Origin of the sequence: Gottfriedia sp. NPDC057991 (genome assembly GCF_042886615.1) — a bacterium.
GTDB lineage: Bacteria > Bacillota > Bacilli > Bacillales > Bacillaceae_G > Gottfriedia.
In genome coordinates this window covers 21,713-39,807 of the sequence record NZ_JBHVQN010000003.1, presented here as the reverse complement: position 1 = coordinate 39,807, position 18,095 = coordinate 21,713, and the positions used below count along the sequence as shown (strand labels likewise).

Here is an 18,095-nt window from a genome sequence, read left to right as displayed (position 1 = left end):
TATAAAATATGATAGATCTATTTGTGGTAAAATTTAACTTGAAAGCAAACGAGATGTAAGTGGAAATTATATCTAAGTGGGAGGGTTTTTTATGAATTTTAACCTTAAAGAAGCGATTGAAGTTTTAGAGAGAACACCCAAATCATTAGAGTCCCTTTTGTCAGGTTTATCTGAATCTTGGCTAAGTAGCAATGAAGGTGAAGGAACTTGGAATGTTTCTGAAGTAATCGACCATCTTATTGAGTGTGAAAAAACAAATTGGATACCAAGGTTGAACTGCATGTTAAATAAAGAAGGAAACAACCATTTCCCGCCATTCGATCGTTTTTCACATTTAAAAGAAAAACAAGAGAAATCAATAGAAGAAAGACTGCTTGATTTTAAGAATTTCAGAACAGAAAATATTAAAAAACTACAATTATTAGTGGACCCTACTAACGATCTGGAATTAGAAGGGGTTCACCCTGACTTTGGATCCGTTAAGTTAAGAGAATTATTATCCACTTGGGTCGTACATGATCTAACCCATGTAACTCAAATTACGAGAGTGATGGCAATAAGATATAAAATTGACGTAAGACCTTGGATTGCAAATTTAAGTATATTGAAACAATAACCAGTGTTTATAAAAGGTATTATTCATACTCGGGGAATTCCGAGTTTTTTTATGTTAAACTGTTATTTAAAATATAGAGAAGTTAGATTTTTAGTGTATTTAAAAAGGAGAGTAATTTAGGTTGGATATCATTCTACAAATTCTTATACTCATCAGTATAGGACTTGCTGCAGGAACAGTCGGATCATTGATTGGTTTAGGCGGAGGAATTATTATTGTTCCAATGCTACTTAATATTGATCACTTTTTATCCGCTTTTTCGACTGTGCCAATTCATGTTGCAGTTGGAACTTCACTGATTACAATTGTGTTTTCTTCGCTTTCATCCACCCTTTCGTATCATAAGCAAAAACGAATTGATTATAAGAGTGGTATTTTATTTTTAATAGGTAGTGTTCCTGGTAGCTTTCTAGGTACATACATCAATTCGCTTTTAAATACAGAGCGATTTACTTTATTTTTTGGTATATTTTTAATCTGTATATCAGTCTTTCTATTTGTTTCTTCAAAATTAAATAGAAAATCAAAGGAATTACATAAAGGTATTATACGAACATTTACAAATGATGAAGGCGAGGCATATACATATAGCTATAGTCTTCCATTGGCGATTTCATTGTCTATTTTTATCGGGATCATCTCAGGTTTATTTGGAATTGGTGGAGGAATATTGTTAGTACCAATGATGGCGTTTTTATTCGGTTTTCCACCTCAGTTAGCTGTTGCGACTTCAATGTTTGTCGTTATGTTTACGACACTTGGAAGCTCAATTTCATACATCACATTAGGAGAAGTAAATTTCTATTACATTCTTTTACTTATTCCTGGCGCATGGTTTGGTGGGAAAATTGGAGCGTATATAAATCAAAAATTAAAAACTGAAACAATCGCATTAATTTTAAGGTTAGTCGTGTTATTTTATGGCATAAAATTAATTATAGAAAATATTTAATAAAAGGATGGTGGAACAATGGAACCAAATCAAACTATAAATATTCGGTTGTTCCATACAAATGACATTCACAGCCACTTTGAAACGTGGCCAACAATTGTCGGTTTGTTGAAGTCTAAAAGAGAATTAGCCAAAGGAAAAGGTGAGGCCACACTTACTTTTGATATTGGAGATTTCGTTGATCGATTTCATCCAATCTCGGAGGCCACTTTAGGAAAGGGGAATGTGGAACTTCTAAATGATGCAAAGTTTGATGCAATTACAATAGGAAATAATGAAGGAATTACCTTATCAAAAGGTGAGTTGTTAAACCTGTACGAAGATGCAAAGTTTGATGTATTAGTTGGTAATTTAACCATTACAGATGAAGGTACCGATCGTTTCAGCAAGCCTTTTCAAATATATGAAATAAATGGAGTAAAGCTAGGAGTAATTGGATTAACTGTCGCATATCCTGTGTTTTATGAAACTTTAGGATGGAGTATTAAAGATCCGTTTGAAATGTTAAATATCATCCTCCCAATTGTCAAAGCAAAATCAGACATTGTCATTATACTTTCTCATTTGGGTATGAGAGACGATCAGAGAATCGCTGAACAATTTTCAGGAGTCGATATTATCTTAGGCGCACATACTCACCATCTATTTCCAAATGGAGAGTATGCTGGGGAAACTTTACTTTGTGGAACAGGTAAACACGGTAACTATTTAGGTGAGGTTCTAATTACTGTAAATAAAGAGACGAAAAGTATAATAAATACTGAAGCTTCAGTTACTGAAGTTCATACAGTCCCTATGTATTACCAAGATGAAGTGACGAAACTCATGCTGGCTAATTTAATGAGATTAAGTGAAGAAATTTTAAGTGAACCAGTGACACATCTACCGAGTGACATGCATGTGAATTGGTTTAAAGATAGTCCATTGCTGAAATTATTAGCAAATGCACTTCGCCAATGGACAAAATCAGATATCAGTATACTAAATTCGGGTATTTTACTTGATGGCTTAACGAATGGACTTGTTACAAAGGGTGACATTCATCGAATATGCCCACATCCTATTAATCCTTGTGTTGTTAATTTATCTGGTAGGGAATTACTAGTTGTTTTAAATCGTTGTGAAGATAAAGAGTTGACTCATTTGAAGATGAAAGGTTTTGGATTTAGAGGAAAAGTAATCGGAAAAATGGTTTACGATGGAATCACTATTGTTAGTAGGGATAAGAAAAGGCATTTTTATCAAGAAGAATTATTTATTAATGGAGAAATGTTAGATTTAAATCGAATGTATACGATCGGAACTTTGGATTTATTTACGTTTGGACATTTAATTCCTACAATTCGTGATGCTAGTCATAAAAGATTTTTTATGCCTGAATTTATTCGTGACGTGTTATTTTGGGCTTTAAAAGGTGTATAAAATTTATCAAGATTAGACAGGTTTCACTTTTGTTTTTTTCTCATATTTTAGAATGAGAAAGGAGCGTTGAACTTGATCAATTTAAGCCCAATTAAAATAGATAATCATACATTTAATGCTGTTACGGTTTTACTTCCAAAAACTACATTATTGGTCGTTATGAATGATAATGGATATATTATGTGCGGAGCATTAGATGTAGCTTTATTAAATGAAAGATTGCGCGACCGTCAAATTATTGCAGGCCGAGCAGTTGGTGTAAAAACAATAGAAGAATTATTAAATGCGCCTTTAGAATCCATTACTGTTGAAGCAGAAAAGTTAGGTATTCATAAAGGAATGATTGGAAGAGACGCATTATTAAAGATGATATAAAAAAAGCCACTAAATTTTTTTAGTGGCTTCATTTGTAAACGAATGCCCTAAAAAATTGATTATTACAATGTATTAACTGTTATGCAGAACCATATATTTAATTAATAAATTGTTCAAGGAGAAAACAATGAGAGTAGTTGAAGCATCAACACTTGTTCCAGGTACGATTTTAGGAATACCGGTTTATAATGAACATGGAAAAATGAACGTAAATGCAAATATTCCTTTAACAGTAGAGATGATTCAGCGAATACATAAATTAGCTGTTCCATTTGTTTTAGTACATGCTCAATTATCAGAACGCTTAACTGAAGAGAAAGTTTCAGACGACCTTCGCATTGAAATCAGCCAAAAAATAGATGATGCTTTTGTTAAATTAATTAGCGAAGATTTTTATTTAAGATGTCTATCTTTAGAAAAAAACGCATCTAGGCTTAAAGAAATTATAAAATCACTGCAAAATACATTATGGCAAAAGAAAGATGTTTTATCTTTATTAATTGACTTAATACAATATGATGAGTGTATCTTTAGACATTCACTGAATGTAGCTATGTATTCTTTAGGAATTGGAACGACTTTAGATTTAAGTAAAATCCAGCTTAATTTACTTGGATTAGGTGCACTTTTACATGATATTGGGAAGATGTTCATACCAAAAAAGATTTTAAATAAACGGGACCGTTTAACTGAAGAAGAATATGCGTTCATTAAACAACATACAATTGCTGGATACGATCTACTACGACAAGTACCTACAATTCATCCGGTTGTTGCAGACTGTGCATTACAGCATCATGAAAGGATCAATGGGAGCGGGTATCCAAAAGGAATATTTGGTGAGGAAATGCATCTTTTTTCAAAGATAATTGGGATTGCTGACTTTTTTGATGCTGTAACTTCTAATCGAGTATATCGACAAGCAATGCTTCCGCATGAAGGATTAACATTATTAATTAGTGGAAGTGATAAATTATTTGATGCTAAATTAGTCAGCGTATTTAGCGATCTTCTAACTATTTATCCAACGGGTTTACACGTAAAATTGAGTGATGGTAGCCGTGGAATTGTTTTCAGGCAAAATGACGCTTCTACAGATCGTCCAGTTGTGCGGATAATTGAAGAAAACGGAAGAAAGTTAGGTATTCCTTATGAAGTGAATCTTTATAATGATTTAAAATTAGAGATTATCGAGTGTGATCAAACAATAAAACAAAGCATTTATTAATAAATGGGATGTTTTTAGAGAAATTACTGGTGCATCTTTTTTTGTATAAATCCATTAAGAATGAACAAGCAATGACATGCATACCCATTAGTAAGGGGGCATGGATACGATGAAAAGATTTAAGTACAGACGTGTTCCAAAAAATAAATTTTTTGTTTCAAAAAGAAAGTTTTTTGGCGGATATAAAACTGATACAACTCAAATAACACAATCAATTCGTAATATATTTCCAAATAAATATTTAGTTATTAGTATTGTTTTACTATTTTTTTGCGTTTATGCTTTTTGGCAAATTGATAAAATTTTCTCCCCAACCATCTTGAAATATTCTGAGAAACAAACAAGACGAATTGCATCTATAGTCATAAACGAAGCATATGAATCAGCTTCTAAGGAATTACAGGGGCAGGATATTATCATTCGGGATGTTGATGAAAATGGGAAAGCAGTAATAAGTACGAATACATATTTAATTAATAAAATAATTGGTTCTACTACTCAGCATGTTGAAGAAAATATACGTAGAGTTGAAAATGGAGACATATCATTTTTATCTTTATCAAAATCAGAAATGAACAAAATGAAAGCAGATCACGATGGACTTTATTTAAAAGTACCGATTGGGGTCGTTACAAATACAGTACTTTTAGGTAAATTAGGACCTACTATACCAGTTCGTTTTTCTGTAGTCGGTGATGCAGTGGCTAATGTTACACAGGAAGTTAAGCCATTTGGATTTGATAATTCTGTAGTCGAAATTATTATGAATGTAGAAGTAAATATGAATGTAATTATCCCGTTTAGTACAAAATCAACAAAGGTGAAAGTACAAGTCCCAATTGCTACTGAAATTATCGATGGAGAAGTTCCTAGTTATATTCCATTTACTCCAAATACTCAGCAAACCACACCACAAACTCCTTCAACAACAAAAGGAAAAAAATAAATTTAAAAATAGAGCAGACTAACTTAGTTCACCATTATAAATTAGTCTGCTTTTTCATTTCACATTAGTCAACTACGCCCTTGCCTTCGCCTAAAAGCTCGCCAATCGACGAGTTTTTTTATTTGCTTCGATCTTGACGCTCCCAAAGACGTAATTTTGGATAAGGATCAAAAGACCACTCTGCGTAACCATTGTCTTTGTATATACCATAGTGTAAATGCGGAGGGAATTTTCCAGATGTCCCTGGAGGTCCATAACCAGTACTTCCAACATAGCCGATGAGTGTTCCTGGCTCTACTACTTGCCCTCTTTGAATGTCTTTGTTAAAGCCACCTAGATGAGCGTAGTAATGATAATTATTATATAAGTCTCGAATTCCGATTCTCCATCCACCAATTCGATTCCAGCCCTTTGTCTCAATAACTCCATAGCATGTTGACCTTACAGGAGTACCATAATTTGCAAATATATCAGTACCTTCATGAACTCTTCGTCCACCAAAGCTTCGAGGGGCACCCCATGTACTTCGATAACTATGTGTACTGCGAATTGGTAATGGGAACGCATTACCTTCTATATTTAACTTTCCGTAATATTGATACAAACTAGCATATTCATCGATAATATCAACAGTTATTGCTCTTTGGTAGTAATCCCATAGCATCATTCGAATATATTGCCTGGAAGGCCCATAGAAATGTAATCGATGAATGAGAGTGTACAGAATATCCTCATCATCTTCTAATGAAGCTTTTCCATCATTATTTCCATCTAAACCAATTCCGCTAAATAAATGGATCGTAGGGGCGTATGTGTCTTTCTTAACCGGATTTGAAAGCCCGCTCCAATCCTCTGGCTTGATATAAATTGAGAGGACACCATTTTCTCGCTTTGGTATATCGTTTCTTACACTGCGTACATTGCGTTCATAAGTATCAATAGCAGCAAAGTAATACCAAGGAATAAAGGTTAGTGTTTCACCTTTTTTATATAAGGCCATTCGTTCTTTATTAAGCTGAGCTTGATCAATTTCTTCTGCATTTGTAAATGATGGCACAATGAACATAACCACCATACAAAAGAGTACAATTATTTTTTTCAAAACCATCATCCTTTAAATTGATTTACATCTATAGTTTGGTTAAAGAAGCAACTTTCATAAATGGAAATTATAGGGATAATCAAACGAAAGTTTTTCATATCCGTGAAAAATGTAGTAATATATAAACTATTGGAAGAAAAAAATGAAATATGTCGTAAACGAATAAACGTTGGAGGAATTTCAAATGGCATCAAAAAAGGAAGAATATTTAAGAAAGCCAGAGTGGCTAAAAATAAAATTAAATACAAATGAATCTTACACAGAATTAAAAAAAATGATGCGTTCAAAAAATCTTCACACTGTTTGTGAAGAAGCTCGTTGTCCAAATATCCATGAATGTTGGGCAGTAAGAAAAACAGCTACATTTATGATTTTAGGTGCGGTTTGTACTCGTGCATGTCGTTTTTGTGCAGTTAAAACTGGATTACCAACTGAGCTTGATCTACAAGAACCAGTTCGTGTTGCTGAATCAGTAACACAAATGAACTTAAAGCATGTAGTAATTACGGCGGTTGCTCGTGATGACTTAAGAGACGGTGGAGCAGCTGTATTTGCAGAAACTGTTAGAGAAGTTAGAAAAGCAAATCCATTTACTACAATTGAAGTTTTACCATCTGATATGGGTGGGAAATTTGAAAACCTTAAAATGCTAATGGATGCAAAACCAGATATTATGAACCATAATATTGAAACAGTTAGAGAGTTAACTCCACGTGTTCGTGCAAGAGCTACGTATGAAAGATCACTTGAATTTTTACGTAGAGCAAAAGAAATTAACCCTAGTATCCCTACAAAATCAAGCATCATGCTTGGTTTAGGTGAAACAAATGAACAAATTTACGAAGCAATGGATGATTTACGTGCTGCAGGTGTAAATATCATTACATTAGGTCAATATTTACAACCAACGAAAACGCATTTATCTGTAAAAAAATACTATACTCCTGACGAGTTTGCAGCCCTAAAAGAAATTGCTTTAGGAAAAGGATTCTCACACTGTGAGGCTGGTCCTCTAGTTCGTTCATCATACCATGCTGACGAACAAGTAGAAGCTGCTAAGCAAGCATAATAAAAAAGCACTAGCCCATGCTAGTGCTTTCAGACTGTTGACAAACGCGCGCTTTCTTCGTTGCTTCGTCTGTCTGCGGTGCTCATTACTGTCTAAAGTAACTCCGCTCCTCACCAGACTTCGCGCCTCGAAAGACAAGCGCTTGCAATCAGTCTGAAAATCAAATTATTTGGACATTGTAAAAAGCACTAGCCCATGCTAGTGCTTTTATTTTTTATTTTGAAATCTGATCAAAATGCATGCTTTGTTTATCTACATCAAAACCTTCAGCTAAATCTTTTATTTGTTGCTCTAATTGTCCATCATTAAGCTGACCATATTTATTTAGGTCCTCAATATTATTAATATTTTTTATTGAATTTGAAGTAAAGATATGATAATAGCTAGGAAGCGCTGACTGAGCAGTTTTTTCAACTTGCTTTCTAGCTAGTTTTTTATCACCATCAGATCGATAAGCAATCAATACCTCTTGGTCTGTAACTAGTGTAGCAGCATCGTCTATTTCAGGAAGCTTAACAACTAAATAAGAAATGAATTTTGATACTTCTTGTTTATCAATTGTTAATGTATATTCACCATCTTTACCTAAAACATCTTGCTTTTGTAGTCTAGAAAAGCCATAATCTTTGTAAGAGTTATTTGACATTTTAGCATTTACATCGCCTAAATCCATCGGCTTTGTATTCAATTGTTTAGGTGTTGGATTTGTTCGATGTTCATTTTTATATGTTACGTCCTCATAATCGAACTGTCTCGAATGACTTGGACCGAATGAACATCCTGTTAATAAAAATAAGGTTAATAAACAAACTAAATATTTACGCATATTAAATACCACCTTTTAATAATCAATGTAAAATTAGTATGCCAAAATATTGGTTACATATTTATGGGAGTAAAAGGAAGGAGAATACAAATTGGTTTGCATACAGAATATTTGCTATGAAGTAGTTGAAGATTACCGTGAAGGATTCAATGAAGAAGCCTTTAAAGCGAGATATGCAGAGATCCTTTCAAAGTATGATTACATTGTTGGGGATTGGGGCTATGAGCAACTAAGACTTAGAGGATTTTTTGATGATTCTCAAAAAAATGTTCCATATGATTCAAAAATAAGTACAGTACGTGAATATATTTATGAGTATTGTAATTTTGGGTGTAAATATTTTGTAGTTAAGAAAGTAAAAAATTAAATGATGGGGAAACCCATCAAATTCAATTATATAGAACTTTGTCTATACACTGAAATGATGGGGGAAACCTCATTTTTTTTGTTTATAAAAGGGGAGCACGGAGAAATTTATGGAAAGATGATTGATCTTACATAAACAAATTTTGTGGATAAAATATTTTTTGATTTTTTGAAACAATAAAAACCTTGTGGATAAGTTTGAATCTTTCAACAAAAATGTGAATAACTGAAGACTTAATCACAAAAATAGTGGACAACTTTTTAGTTATCCACTATTTTTCAGATTATTTAGTTAAAATAAATTATTTATCCACAGGAACGAAAAATTAGAAAATAATTTCACTAAGGAAATCTAATAATTCAGCAGCCTTTTCTTCAGAAATTCCGAAAGCAAATTCTAAGTAACCTTCTTCTTTTAAATCATCCGAACCAATAATTGCAAATCGATTACTTTGCACATCCATAATCATAACTTTGCCATAATGACGATCAGAGTATACTAAAGCAAGATCATGTCTTTGCTCTTCTCCCATAAAGCTTACAAAGCGAGTCTTTGCTTGAATAGTGTCATCATATAAGAAAAAACGTTCTGACATTTTTTTATTCCTCCATTATACTAAAATAAGATTTGGCTTGTATCCTAAATGGTGATGAGCTTTAATATGTCGCACAGTTTTTGTTTTACTTCGCATTACAATTGAATGAGTTTCGACTAAGTCTCCACCTAAGAAAGTAACCCCTTCAAGTAATTCCCCTGAAGTAACGCCTGTAGCTGCAAAAATTGCATCGTCACCTTTTACTAAATCATTTAATGTTAATAATTGTCTTGGGTTATTAAGACCCATATCCATACAACGTAGTTCTTCTTCTTTATTCATAGGTACTAATCGAGCTTGCATGTCACCGCCAAGGGCTTTTATTGCCGCTGCGGCAATAACACCTTCAGGTGCGCCTCCAGTACCTACAAAGAGATCGATTCCGGTTTGAGGTAATGCTGTAGCTATAACAGCACCAACATCTCCATCACCGAATAATTTAACCCGAGCACCTTTTTCACGAATTCGTTCAATGATTTCCTCATGACGAGGACGTTCTTGGACAATTACCGTTAAATCTTGTACACGTTTATTGTTTGCTTCAGCAATAATATCTATTGTTTTTTCAATCGGATCATCTAATGATATTTTACCAGCAGCACGAGGACCTACAGCTATTTTTTCCATATACATGTCAGGTGCATGTAATAAGTTACCTTTATCAGAAATTGCGATTACTGCCATTGCATTTGCATGGCCTTTTGCAAGGATATTTGTTCCCTCAAGAGGATCGACTGCAATATCTACCTCTGGTCCATTGCCAGTTCCCAATTTCTCACCTATATAAAGCATTGGTGCCTCATCGAGTTCACCTTCACCTATTACTACAGTACCTGCCATATTCACTGAATCAAACATCGAACGCATTGCAGAAGTAGCAGCGTCATCAGCTTCATTTTTCTTACCGCGTCCCATCCAATGCGCAGAGGCAAGGGCAGCTGCTTCAGTAACTCTTACAATCTCAAGTGCTAATTCACGCTCCAAAAGTCCAACCCCCAGAAAAATATTCACCTATATAATATAACAAAAATCGTTAAGAAACGCTTTCATTTGTCGATTTTTTTCGAATTTAGCTATAAAATAAATATAAGTCCATAAAATGTAGAAGATAGAATTGAGAAGGAAGTGTACATATGTACTTTGTAAATCGTCAAGACATATTAGATCGAATTGAAATATTAAATTCAATGCTTGAATTTTATGCGTCAAACAGCCATCCAAAAAATAAAATAGAAGGACTAGCTTTGGAAAGAATGACACATCTTTTGATTGACAGTATGTTAGATATTGGAAATACAATGATTGATGGCTTTATAATGAGGGACCCAGGAAGTTATGATGACATAGTTGATATTCTAATGGATGAAAAAGTTATTACTGCATCAATTGGGGAATCAATAAAAAAATTAATTCCAATTCGAAAACATTTATTACAGGATTACACATCTTCAATTACAGACAAAATAGTGACGACATTAAGTGAAAATATAGAAGCATATAAGGAATTCCCGATTTCGGTTCAAGCCTTTCTTGATAAGGAACTAGGAGTAATTAATGCTTTTAGTAGTGATGAGGAAAAATAAACTTAATTTTTCTATGTAAAAATTGATAATAATGCTGTTTTCATGTCTTACCGAGTGAACAGCCTGACTAGTAAGGAGTGGCAATATGAAACAATATAAAGGATACTTAATCGATCTAGATGGAACTATGTATCGTGGTGAGGAGCAAATTGAGGAAGCTAGTCTTTTTATAAAGGCTCTGAAGGAAAAAAATATTCCGTATCTTTTTGTAACGAATAATTCTACACGTAGACCAGAACAAGTTGCTGATAAACTTAATTCCTTTAATATACCAACTACAAAAGAACAGGTCTTTACAACAAGTAATGCCACAGCAAATTACATAAAAGAACAAAAGGCTGATGCTACTGTTTATATGATAGGTGAAGAGGGCTTACAATATGCCTTAGAGGAAGTTGGCTTAACAATTACAGATGAAAATCCTGATTTTGTAATTAGTGGTTTAGACCGTAGTATTAATTATGAGAAATTAGCAAAGGCTTGTATAGCTGTAAGAAATGGCGCGACATTTATTTCTACTAATGGCGATATAGCGATTCCGACTGAAAGAGGTTTATTACCTGGAAATGGTTCACTAACATCTGTTATTGCAGTATCCACTACAGTAAAACCAATTTTTATTGGAAAACCCGAATCAATTATTATGGAACAAGCATTAAAAGTTCTTGGTGTTGCAAAAGAGGATACATTAATGATTGGTGATTATTATGATACAGACATTATGGCTGGGATTAATACTGGTGTTGACACATTAATTGTTCATACAGGTGTAACGACAAGGGATATGTTGTCAAATTACGAAACGCAGCCAACTTATTCAGTTGACTCATTAGAAGAGTGGATTAAATATATTTAAGGAACAAAATAGAATTGAAATAACCCACTAGTAATTAATTTACTAGTGGGATTTTTTGTGTTATTCAACTGAAAAAGTGGTCTCAAATGTAGAATTACTTAAGAGACCACTCTTTTTTATTCATTTTCAGCTTTAATTTGATCAGCCTTTTTATGTGCGGCACGATGAGCAAGTCGGCTAGATGCAGCAGCTGCAATCGCTCCAACAATATCATCTAAAAATGTATTTACTAAGCCTGTTGATTTATCATTTAATCTTTCTAAAATTCCAGGTTTTAATTTATCGATGTAACCGTAATTCGTGAATCCAATTGAACCATATACATTTACAATCGATAAGGCAATTATTTCATCAATTCCATAAAGCCCTTCATCTTTTTTGATAATAGCTAACAAAGGCTCCTGTAGTTTATCTTGCTCTGCCAAAATATCTAATTCAATACCAGTAATGATGGCGTTTTGTATCTCACGCTTTGTCAAGACTCTCTGTACATTGTGTTTACACTCATCCAAAGATAAATTTTCATGATATTTTTTCTGTAAAAAGTAAACTAAATCAGCAATGTCATCGAGCGTAACACCTCTTTTTTCTAATAACGATAATGCAGTCTTTTCTAAATCGTGATTTAAATATTCCATTTCATCACCTTTTCCTTATCGATTGATTTAATTACTATAAAAATAACTAAAATGGAGATTTCATAAAATAAGTAAAACTTTTACTATAAATTATTTTTAAGAAATAAGAGGATTAATTATATATGATTCGATATCGAACATAATTCCCCTTTATAAAAAAAGTTAAAACAAAGTAAAAAAATTTTATTACTTATGTCTTATCTGTTGTTCCACTTGCCTTCATACCGCTTAGGAGATTAGCCCCTTCTTCTTATGCTTGTCGGGGCTGACCAACTCGCTTCCACTTTTCATGATGTCTAGTTCCAGCGAGTAGCCCCTCGAGGTCATAAGCCAAAGTCCAATAAAGGTAAAAGGCAACCTTTCTTGGCCTTTATCTTATGCTTGTCGGGGCTGACCAACTCGCTTCCACTTTTCATATATACTACGTCATTCTCTCCCTTTTTGTGTATGGCCATTCGGGTTTAAATATGGAAAGTGAAAAAGTAGGGTACAGGTTTTTGGATTTGTGACATATATATTAATAAGTAGTTATAAGAAGGATGTGAGTGATGATGTTTATTCGCAACCAAAACATCATTCAAGACATGTTTACTCAATATCAAATTCAACCAGCTGAATTACTTCAAGTACAGTCATATTACATGTTTTGGCAGCGGAATAGGGTGTATTTTCTTGCTCCTATTGGAAATTTAAAAGAAGATGATTTACAAGAAATGAAGAGTTTAAGTGATTTTATGAGTTCAACTGGAGACCAATCAGTCGCAACCTTTGTTCAAAATGTTCAAGGGTACTATGTGAGTAAGATTGATGGAAATAATTATTCCTTATTTAAGAGTAACAGACAAAATGAACGCAGTAATAATAACGGTGAAGAACTAGCGATTTTTCATTTAAGAGGCAAAAAATATTCAGATGAATTGAAAAGATTAAATAGGATTGGGAAATGGAAGAATTTATGGGAAAAACGTTTAGAGCAGTTAGAAAGATTTTGGCAAAGTAAAGTGAATAGTCATCCTGAAAATCTTTTCGAACAAATATTTATTGAATCTTTTCCCTATTATCTCGGAATGACTGAAAATGCGATTCAATATGTTGTAGACACTGAATTGGATGATACTCCTCAAGTTGTTGATGCAGCAACAATTTGTCATCAAAAAATGACTGAACGAAGACAGAAGGAAATTCATTTTGCGAAAGTACCGATTGAATGGATTTATGATCATCCAAGTCGAGACCTTGCTGAATGGGTTCGAGATGAATATTTAGAGAATCATGATAATTATCAAAAAAAAATACTCTCATTTTTTTATGGTTATGAAAAGAAAAGTCCATTATCAACTTTTGCGTGGCGTTTGTTATTTGCAAGACTTCTTTTTCCTGTACACTATTTTGAAACAATTGAAGGATATTATTTGGCAAGGAGTGATGCGGATCGGAAAAGGTATGAGCGTAAGTTAGTTAATTATCTTGAAAATACTAGTGAGTTTGAATCTTTTTTAGGCGGGTTTTATGATTTAATCGGACTACCAACTGCTAAGTTAGGGATTCGAGAAATTAAATGGCTAAAATAAAAGAGAGGGTTTTAAACCCTCTCTTTTAGTATTGAAAATATATTAGAATACTTGCTCTACCTCAATTACACCAGGTACTTCTTCTAATAAAGCTCGCTCAATACCAGCTTTTAATGTAATAGTTGAACTTGGGCAGCTACCACATGCACCTAAAAGGCGAAGTTTAACAATACCATCCTCAATATCAACTAAATCAACGTCTCCACCATCACGTAGTAAAAACGGTCTTAATTTATCTAAAACTTCTTGTACTTGTTCTTTCATGTCCATTCATATCGACTCCTTTCACTAATTTTATTATAATCAGTTAAGAGGAAAAAATCTATTACAGAGTACTTTGTGTGTTTGAAATTATTTTTGGACACACACTTATTGTATGCTAGGAGGAGAAAATGAGTAATAAAATTTTAGTGGAAGTTTTTGGAGCTGAAGTAATATGTGCAAGTTGTGTAGGAATGCCATCATCAATTGAAACTTTTGAATGGCTTCAAGCTGCACTTCAAAGAAAATATCCTGACTTAGCCTTTGATTTTCAATACATTGATATATTTAATGTAGAGAATAATGAAAAAGAAGATTTCGCTGAACGAGTTAGAAATGATGAATATTTCTATCCGGTAGTATTAGTAAATGGAAATGTTGTTGGTGAAGGTAATCCAAAATTAAAAGATGTTTATAACGCTATTGAACTATAATGAATGAAAACCCCTTACAAAAATGTAAGGGGTTTTTAATTCATTATAAATTGTTTTTTGTTGGGGGCTTATTGTAATTGATTCTTTTCCGAAAAAATTAAAATGTTTTAATAAAATTCACTATTTTATGTAAAATGCTGAAGATTTACATGATAGAATAGAAGTGTAAAACAAATAAATTACAATTTTTGGCATATATATAGAATTGGGAGGAGGGGTGGAATGGTTGCGATTAGTTTATTTGTAATTGGAGTTTTATTGATTATCATCGAAATGTTTTCATTAACCTTTGTATTCTTATGGATTGGTATTGCGAGCATTCTAGCATCAGTTGTAAATTATTTAACAGGATCCAACACCTTTACTTTTATCGTTTTTGTTATAAGTGCACTAATTTTATGGCTTAGTACAAAGAAATTTGCAAAAAGAATCCACCAGCATAAAACGATTGAAAATGGAGTATATGCATTAATTGGTAAAGAGGTTGTTGTAGCTTCTGTTGAATTAGATGATGATACAGTAGGTACGACTAAAGTTTATGGTGATGAATGGACAATCCGTTCTACAGAACCGTTATTTTTAAATGAAAAGGTCATTGTAAAAAAAATAGAAGGTGCAACTTTATACGTGACAAATAACTAATTGAGGAGAAGTGCTATGTCTGATGTAAGTTCTATGGTTGGTCCAATTATTATTGGTATTATTGTTTTATTTGTTGTGGTACTTTTGTTATCAAGTATTCGCATTGTTAGGCAATCTGAAGTATATCTAGTAGAACGATTAGGGAAATTCCACCGTAAATTAGAGAGTGGAATCCATGTTGTAATACCATTTGTTGAACGCGTAGCTAGTAAAAAAACATTGCGTGAGACTGTGGTAGATTTTCCACCACAATCAATGATTACAAAAGATAATGTTAGTATCCAAGTAGACTCAGTTGTCTTTTATCAAGTAACTGATGTTGTGCGTCATGAATACGAAATTGCTAATCCACTGTCTGCGATTTCAAATTTGACTGCTACTACTTTACGTAACTTAATAGGGGAATTAGATTTAGATGAAACTTTAACAAGTCGTGATACAGTTAATAATAAACTCCGAGCAATTCTTGACCAAGCAACCGATAAATGGGGAATGAAGGTTAATCGTGTAGAAATCCGAAATATTATTCCACCTATGGATATACAAAATGCGATGGAGAGACAAATGCAAGCAGAACGTACACGTCGTGAAAAAGTATTAAATGCACAAGGTGAAAAAGAATCAAAAATCCTGAAAGCAGAAGGAGAAAAGCAATCAAAAATTCTTGAAGCAGAAGGGGAACGTTTAAGCCAAGTTGAAAAAGCTCGAGGAGATAAAGATTCTCAAGTTTTACGCGCTGAAGGGGAAGCGGAAGCAATCATTAAACTTGCTGAAGCGAAAGCTAGAGGGGAACAACTTGTGTTAGATGTTTGGAGAAATGCAGAGCCAACTAAAGAAATGGTTCAATTGCGCTCAATGGAAGCTTTAGAAAAAGTAGCTTACGGTCATGCATCAAAACTTGTTATTCCAACAGACGCTACAAAACTTTTAGGAATGGTTGAAAGTGTAAAAGAAGTTATTAAATCTGACAAAACAGAATAAATAAAAGCCCCTTAGCAATTATGTTAAGGGGCTTTTTAGCATGTAAGCATAACTAAAAAGATGATTTGTTAATCAACCATTGTGGTATTTATACATCCATAAGATTCCAGATTTAATTAATCTTGGAACACGTCCGATTAGTGGGCGTTCATTGAATAGTCCAAAACCATGTTTTTTACCTAATGAGCCCATAATCCCTTTTAATTTTATTTTAGGCATTTCTTCTGGAAGGTCTTCACCTTGCCATTTTTTTTGTAAAACCATAACGATTTGTTCTGCTTGAGCTTCCGCCAGCTGTGCAGAAGGTGCATATGGTAATGATGCACAATCGCCTACTACATAAACATGTTCATCGTTTGGCATGTGATGATATTTTGTTACAACGATTCTTCCTGTATTGTCTTTTTCTACGTCTAAATTGCGGACAACTTCAACTGGTTGAATTCCCGCTGTCCAAATAACAGCGTCACAATGAATTTCATCATCATGGTTAAATAGAGTATTTTTCTCAACTTTTGTAATGTTTGAATTGCTAACAATTTTTACATCGTGCTCAATAAACCAGTTTTGTACATAATAACTAAGTTTTTCTGGAAACATTGATAAAATTCGGCTTCCACGATCAAAAAGTAAAATTTGTAAATCGCTTCTACTTTCTCTTAATTCACTAGCTACTTCTACACCACTTAAACCAGCACCTACAACACCGATTACTGAATTAGGAGGTAGACTGTTTACATTTTCATAAGCGTTTCTTGTTTTTTCAATTGTTTGAATACTGTAAGTATGTTCCGGTGCACCAGGTACATTATGGTACTTATCCTCACAACCTAATCCGATAATTAAATCATCGTAAGAAACTGATTTTCCATTGCTTAATTCTACTTTCTTGTTTGCCGTATCAATTGTAGTTATATCTCCATATACCACTTTTAATTTCTCATGAGTTGGTATTGGTATTCTAATATGTTGCTCTGGAACAGTACCTGCAACTAATGCATAATACTCAGTTTTAAAGCAATGAAAAGAATTTCGATCAATCAATGTGATATGAACATCCTCAGGTAAATCAGATGTTAATAGACGTGACAAAGCACGAATATTTCCATATCCGGCACCTAGTAATACGAGGTTTTTCATAGTTGATGTTCCCCTTTTGTTTTATTAGCGTTGAATGAAAAAATTTTTCTATTTTTCGACAATTATATTATATATATTTTATGTTAAAATAACAACGCCTAACTCGGTAAAATAAAGCTCATCCCATTTATTCTCAAAAGGATTGACGTTTTTTAAAAAAAAGAGTAACTTTATGAGGAGCAAGGAGTGAAAAATAGTGAGACCATTAGTCGAATTTTGTATAAAAAACCTAGCAGACGGTGCACAAAAAGCTTTAGAACAGCTTGAACGTGATCCAAATCTAGACATACTAGAATATGGCTGCCTTGGATATTGTGGAAAATGTAGTCTATCACTTTTTGCACTAGTTGAAGGGGAAGTAGTAACTGGAGAAACGGCAACCGAGCTAGTAGATAATATTTATATTTTCTTAGAAGAAAATATGTTGATATAAGAAGCACTGTTAATAATTAACAGTGCTTTTTCTATTTTTCGAGCTATTTCAACAATAT

Annotated in this window: 22 protein-coding genes; 15 read left to right on the top strand and 7 right to left on the bottom strand. The window is 33.3% G+C overall.

Annotated features, from left to right (window positions below; translation table 11 throughout):
• Window positions 1-91: 91 nt before the first annotated feature.
• From ACFVR2_RS11745 to yunB, 6 genes are all read left to right on the top strand, one after another.
• A complete protein-coding gene (locus ACFVR2_RS11745) occupies window positions 92-616 on the top strand; it encodes a DinB family protein (protein ID WP_387361864.1) in 525 nt (174 codons plus the stop codon).
• Window positions 617-746: 130 nt separating this feature from the next.
• On the top strand, window positions 747-1,568 hold the full coding sequence (locus ACFVR2_RS11740) for a sulfite exporter TauE/SafE family protein (RefSeq protein WP_387362773.1): 822 nt from the start codon (window positions 747-749) through the stop codon (window positions 1,566-1,568).
• Between the two features lie 18 nt (window positions 1,569-1,586).
• Window positions 1,587-2,990, top strand: coding sequence for a bifunctional metallophosphatase/5'-nucleotidase (locus tag ACFVR2_RS11735; protein ID WP_387361862.1), 1,404 nt, complete (start codon window positions 1,587-1,589; stop codon window positions 2,988-2,990).
• Between the two features lie 72 nt (window positions 2,991-3,062).
• Window positions 3,063-3,365, top strand: coding sequence for a YunC family protein (locus ACFVR2_RS11730; RefSeq protein WP_387361860.1), 303 nt, complete (start codon window positions 3,063-3,065; stop codon window positions 3,363-3,365).
• Between the two features lie 127 nt (window positions 3,366-3,492).
• Window positions 3,493-4,593 (top strand): HD-GYP domain-containing protein, encoded by a 1,101-nt coding sequence (locus tag ACFVR2_RS11725; protein WP_387361858.1) that lies wholly within the window; start codon window positions 3,493-3,495, stop codon window positions 4,591-4,593.
• Window positions 4,594-4,702: 109 nt separating this feature from the next.
• Window positions 4,703-5,539, top strand: a complete 837-nt coding sequence (yunB, locus tag ACFVR2_RS11720) for a sporulation protein YunB (RefSeq protein ID WP_387361856.1) — start codon at window positions 4,703-4,705, stop codon at window positions 5,537-5,539.
• A gap of 118 nt (window positions 5,540-5,657) precedes the next feature.
• Here yunB and ACFVR2_RS11715 read toward each other — a convergent pair whose 3' ends face one another.
• Window positions 5,658-6,647 (bottom strand): M23 family metallopeptidase, encoded by a 990-nt coding sequence (locus tag ACFVR2_RS11715; RefSeq protein ID WP_387361854.1) that lies wholly within the window; start codon window positions 6,645-6,647, stop codon window positions 5,658-5,660.
• A gap of 178 nt (window positions 6,648-6,825) precedes the next feature.
• On the opposite strand from ACFVR2_RS11715, the gene lipA reads away from it, so the two are divergent.
• Window positions 6,826-7,710 (top strand): lipoyl synthase, encoded by an 885-nt coding sequence (gene lipA, locus ACFVR2_RS11710; RefSeq protein ID WP_088014947.1) that lies wholly within the window; start codon window positions 6,826-6,828, stop codon window positions 7,708-7,710.
• 214 nt (window positions 7,711-7,924) lie between these two features.
• On the opposite strand, the gene ACFVR2_RS11705 is transcribed toward lipA, so the two are convergent.
• The gene (locus tag ACFVR2_RS11705) at window positions 7,925-8,536 is read right to left on the bottom strand and encodes a YhcN/YlaJ family sporulation lipoprotein (protein WP_387361852.1); all 612 of its coding nucleotides are present in this window, start codon (window positions 8,534-8,536) and stop codon (window positions 7,925-7,927) included.
• 91 nt (window positions 8,537-8,627) lie between these two features.
• Here ACFVR2_RS11705 and ACFVR2_RS11700 point away from each other — a divergent pair, with 91 nt between their 5' ends.
• A complete protein-coding gene (locus ACFVR2_RS11700) occupies window positions 8,628-8,903 on the top strand; it encodes a YutD family protein (protein ID WP_387361850.1) in 276 nt (91 codons plus the stop codon).
• A gap of 325 nt (window positions 8,904-9,228) precedes the next feature.
• On the opposite strand, the gene ACFVR2_RS11695 is transcribed toward ACFVR2_RS11700, so the two are convergent.
• Both ACFVR2_RS11695 and glpX read right to left on the bottom strand, forming a co-directional pair.
• Window positions 9,229-9,498, bottom strand: coding sequence for a DUF3055 domain-containing protein (locus tag ACFVR2_RS11695; protein WP_387361848.1), 270 nt, complete (start codon window positions 9,496-9,498; stop codon window positions 9,229-9,231).
• Window positions 9,499-9,513: 15 nt separating this feature from the next.
• The gene (gene glpX, locus ACFVR2_RS11690; protein WP_387361846.1) at window positions 9,514-10,482 is read right to left on the bottom strand and encodes a class II fructose-bisphosphatase; all 969 of its coding nucleotides are present in this window, start codon (window positions 10,480-10,482) and stop codon (window positions 9,514-9,516) included.
• A gap of 149 nt (window positions 10,483-10,631) precedes the next feature.
• On the opposite strand from glpX, the gene ACFVR2_RS11685 reads away from it, so the two are divergent.
• Together ACFVR2_RS11685 and ACFVR2_RS11680 are read left to right on the top strand one after the other, a co-directional pair.
• Complete coding sequence (locus tag ACFVR2_RS11685; RefSeq protein ID WP_387361844.1) at window positions 10,632-11,081, top strand: DUF86 domain-containing protein; 450 nt, start codon at window positions 10,632-10,634, stop codon at window positions 11,079-11,081.
• Between the two features lie 85 nt (window positions 11,082-11,166).
• On the top strand, window positions 11,167-11,937 hold the full coding sequence (locus ACFVR2_RS11680) for a TIGR01457 family HAD-type hydrolase (RefSeq protein ID WP_098861050.1): 771 nt from the start codon (window positions 11,167-11,169) through the stop codon (window positions 11,935-11,937).
• A gap of 116 nt (window positions 11,938-12,053) precedes the next feature.
• On the opposite strand, the gene ACFVR2_RS11675 is transcribed toward ACFVR2_RS11680, so the two are convergent.
• The gene (locus ACFVR2_RS11675) at window positions 12,054-12,575 is read right to left on the bottom strand and encodes a phosphatidylglycerophosphatase A family protein (RefSeq protein WP_387361842.1); all 522 of its coding nucleotides are present in this window, start codon (window positions 12,573-12,575) and stop codon (window positions 12,054-12,056) included.
• 572 nt (window positions 12,576-13,147) lie between these two features.
• On the opposite strand from ACFVR2_RS11675, the gene yutH reads away from it, so the two are divergent.
• Window positions 13,148-14,146, top strand: coding sequence for a spore coat putative kinase YutH (yutH, locus tag ACFVR2_RS11670; protein WP_387362771.1), 999 nt, complete (start codon window positions 13,148-13,150; stop codon window positions 14,144-14,146).
• 42 nt (window positions 14,147-14,188) lie between these two features.
• Here yutH and ACFVR2_RS11665 read toward each other — a convergent pair whose 3' ends face one another.
• Complete coding sequence (locus tag ACFVR2_RS11665; protein WP_025671774.1) at window positions 14,189-14,416, bottom strand: NifU family protein; 228 nt, start codon at window positions 14,414-14,416, stop codon at window positions 14,189-14,191.
• Window positions 14,417-14,538: 122 nt separating this feature from the next.
• On the opposite strand from ACFVR2_RS11665, the gene ACFVR2_RS11660 reads away from it, so the two are divergent.
• The 3 genes from ACFVR2_RS11660 to ACFVR2_RS11650 all read left to right on the top strand — a co-directional run bounded on the left by ACFVR2_RS11660 (window position 14,539) and on the right by ACFVR2_RS11650 (window position 16,464).
• A complete protein-coding gene (locus tag ACFVR2_RS11660) occupies window positions 14,539-14,841 on the top strand; it encodes a DUF1462 family protein (RefSeq protein WP_387361840.1) in 303 nt (100 codons plus the stop codon).
• A gap of 222 nt (window positions 14,842-15,063) precedes the next feature.
• Window positions 15,064-15,483, top strand: coding sequence for an NfeD family protein (locus ACFVR2_RS11655; protein WP_387361838.1), 420 nt, complete (start codon window positions 15,064-15,066; stop codon window positions 15,481-15,483).
• A 15-nt stretch (window positions 15,484-15,498) separates the two neighbouring features.
• Complete coding sequence (locus tag ACFVR2_RS11650) at window positions 15,499-16,464, top strand: SPFH domain-containing protein (RefSeq protein ID WP_387361836.1); 966 nt, start codon at window positions 15,499-15,501, stop codon at window positions 16,462-16,464.
• 72 nt (window positions 16,465-16,536) lie between these two features.
• Here the strand turns inward: ACFVR2_RS11650 and ACFVR2_RS11645 are convergent, their stop codons facing one another.
• Window positions 16,537-17,604: an NAD(P)/FAD-dependent oxidoreductase gene (locus ACFVR2_RS11645; protein WP_387361834.1), complete on the bottom strand. Its 1,068-nt coding sequence runs from the start codon at window positions 17,602-17,604 to the stop codon at window positions 16,537-16,539.
• A gap of 196 nt (window positions 17,605-17,800) precedes the next feature.
• Between ACFVR2_RS11645 and ACFVR2_RS11640 the strand changes: the two genes are divergently transcribed.
• A complete protein-coding gene (locus tag ACFVR2_RS11640; RefSeq protein WP_056468696.1) occupies window positions 17,801-18,037 on the top strand; it encodes a YuzB family protein in 237 nt (78 codons plus the stop codon).
• The last annotated feature ends 58 nt before the right edge of the window (window positions 18,038-18,095 follow it).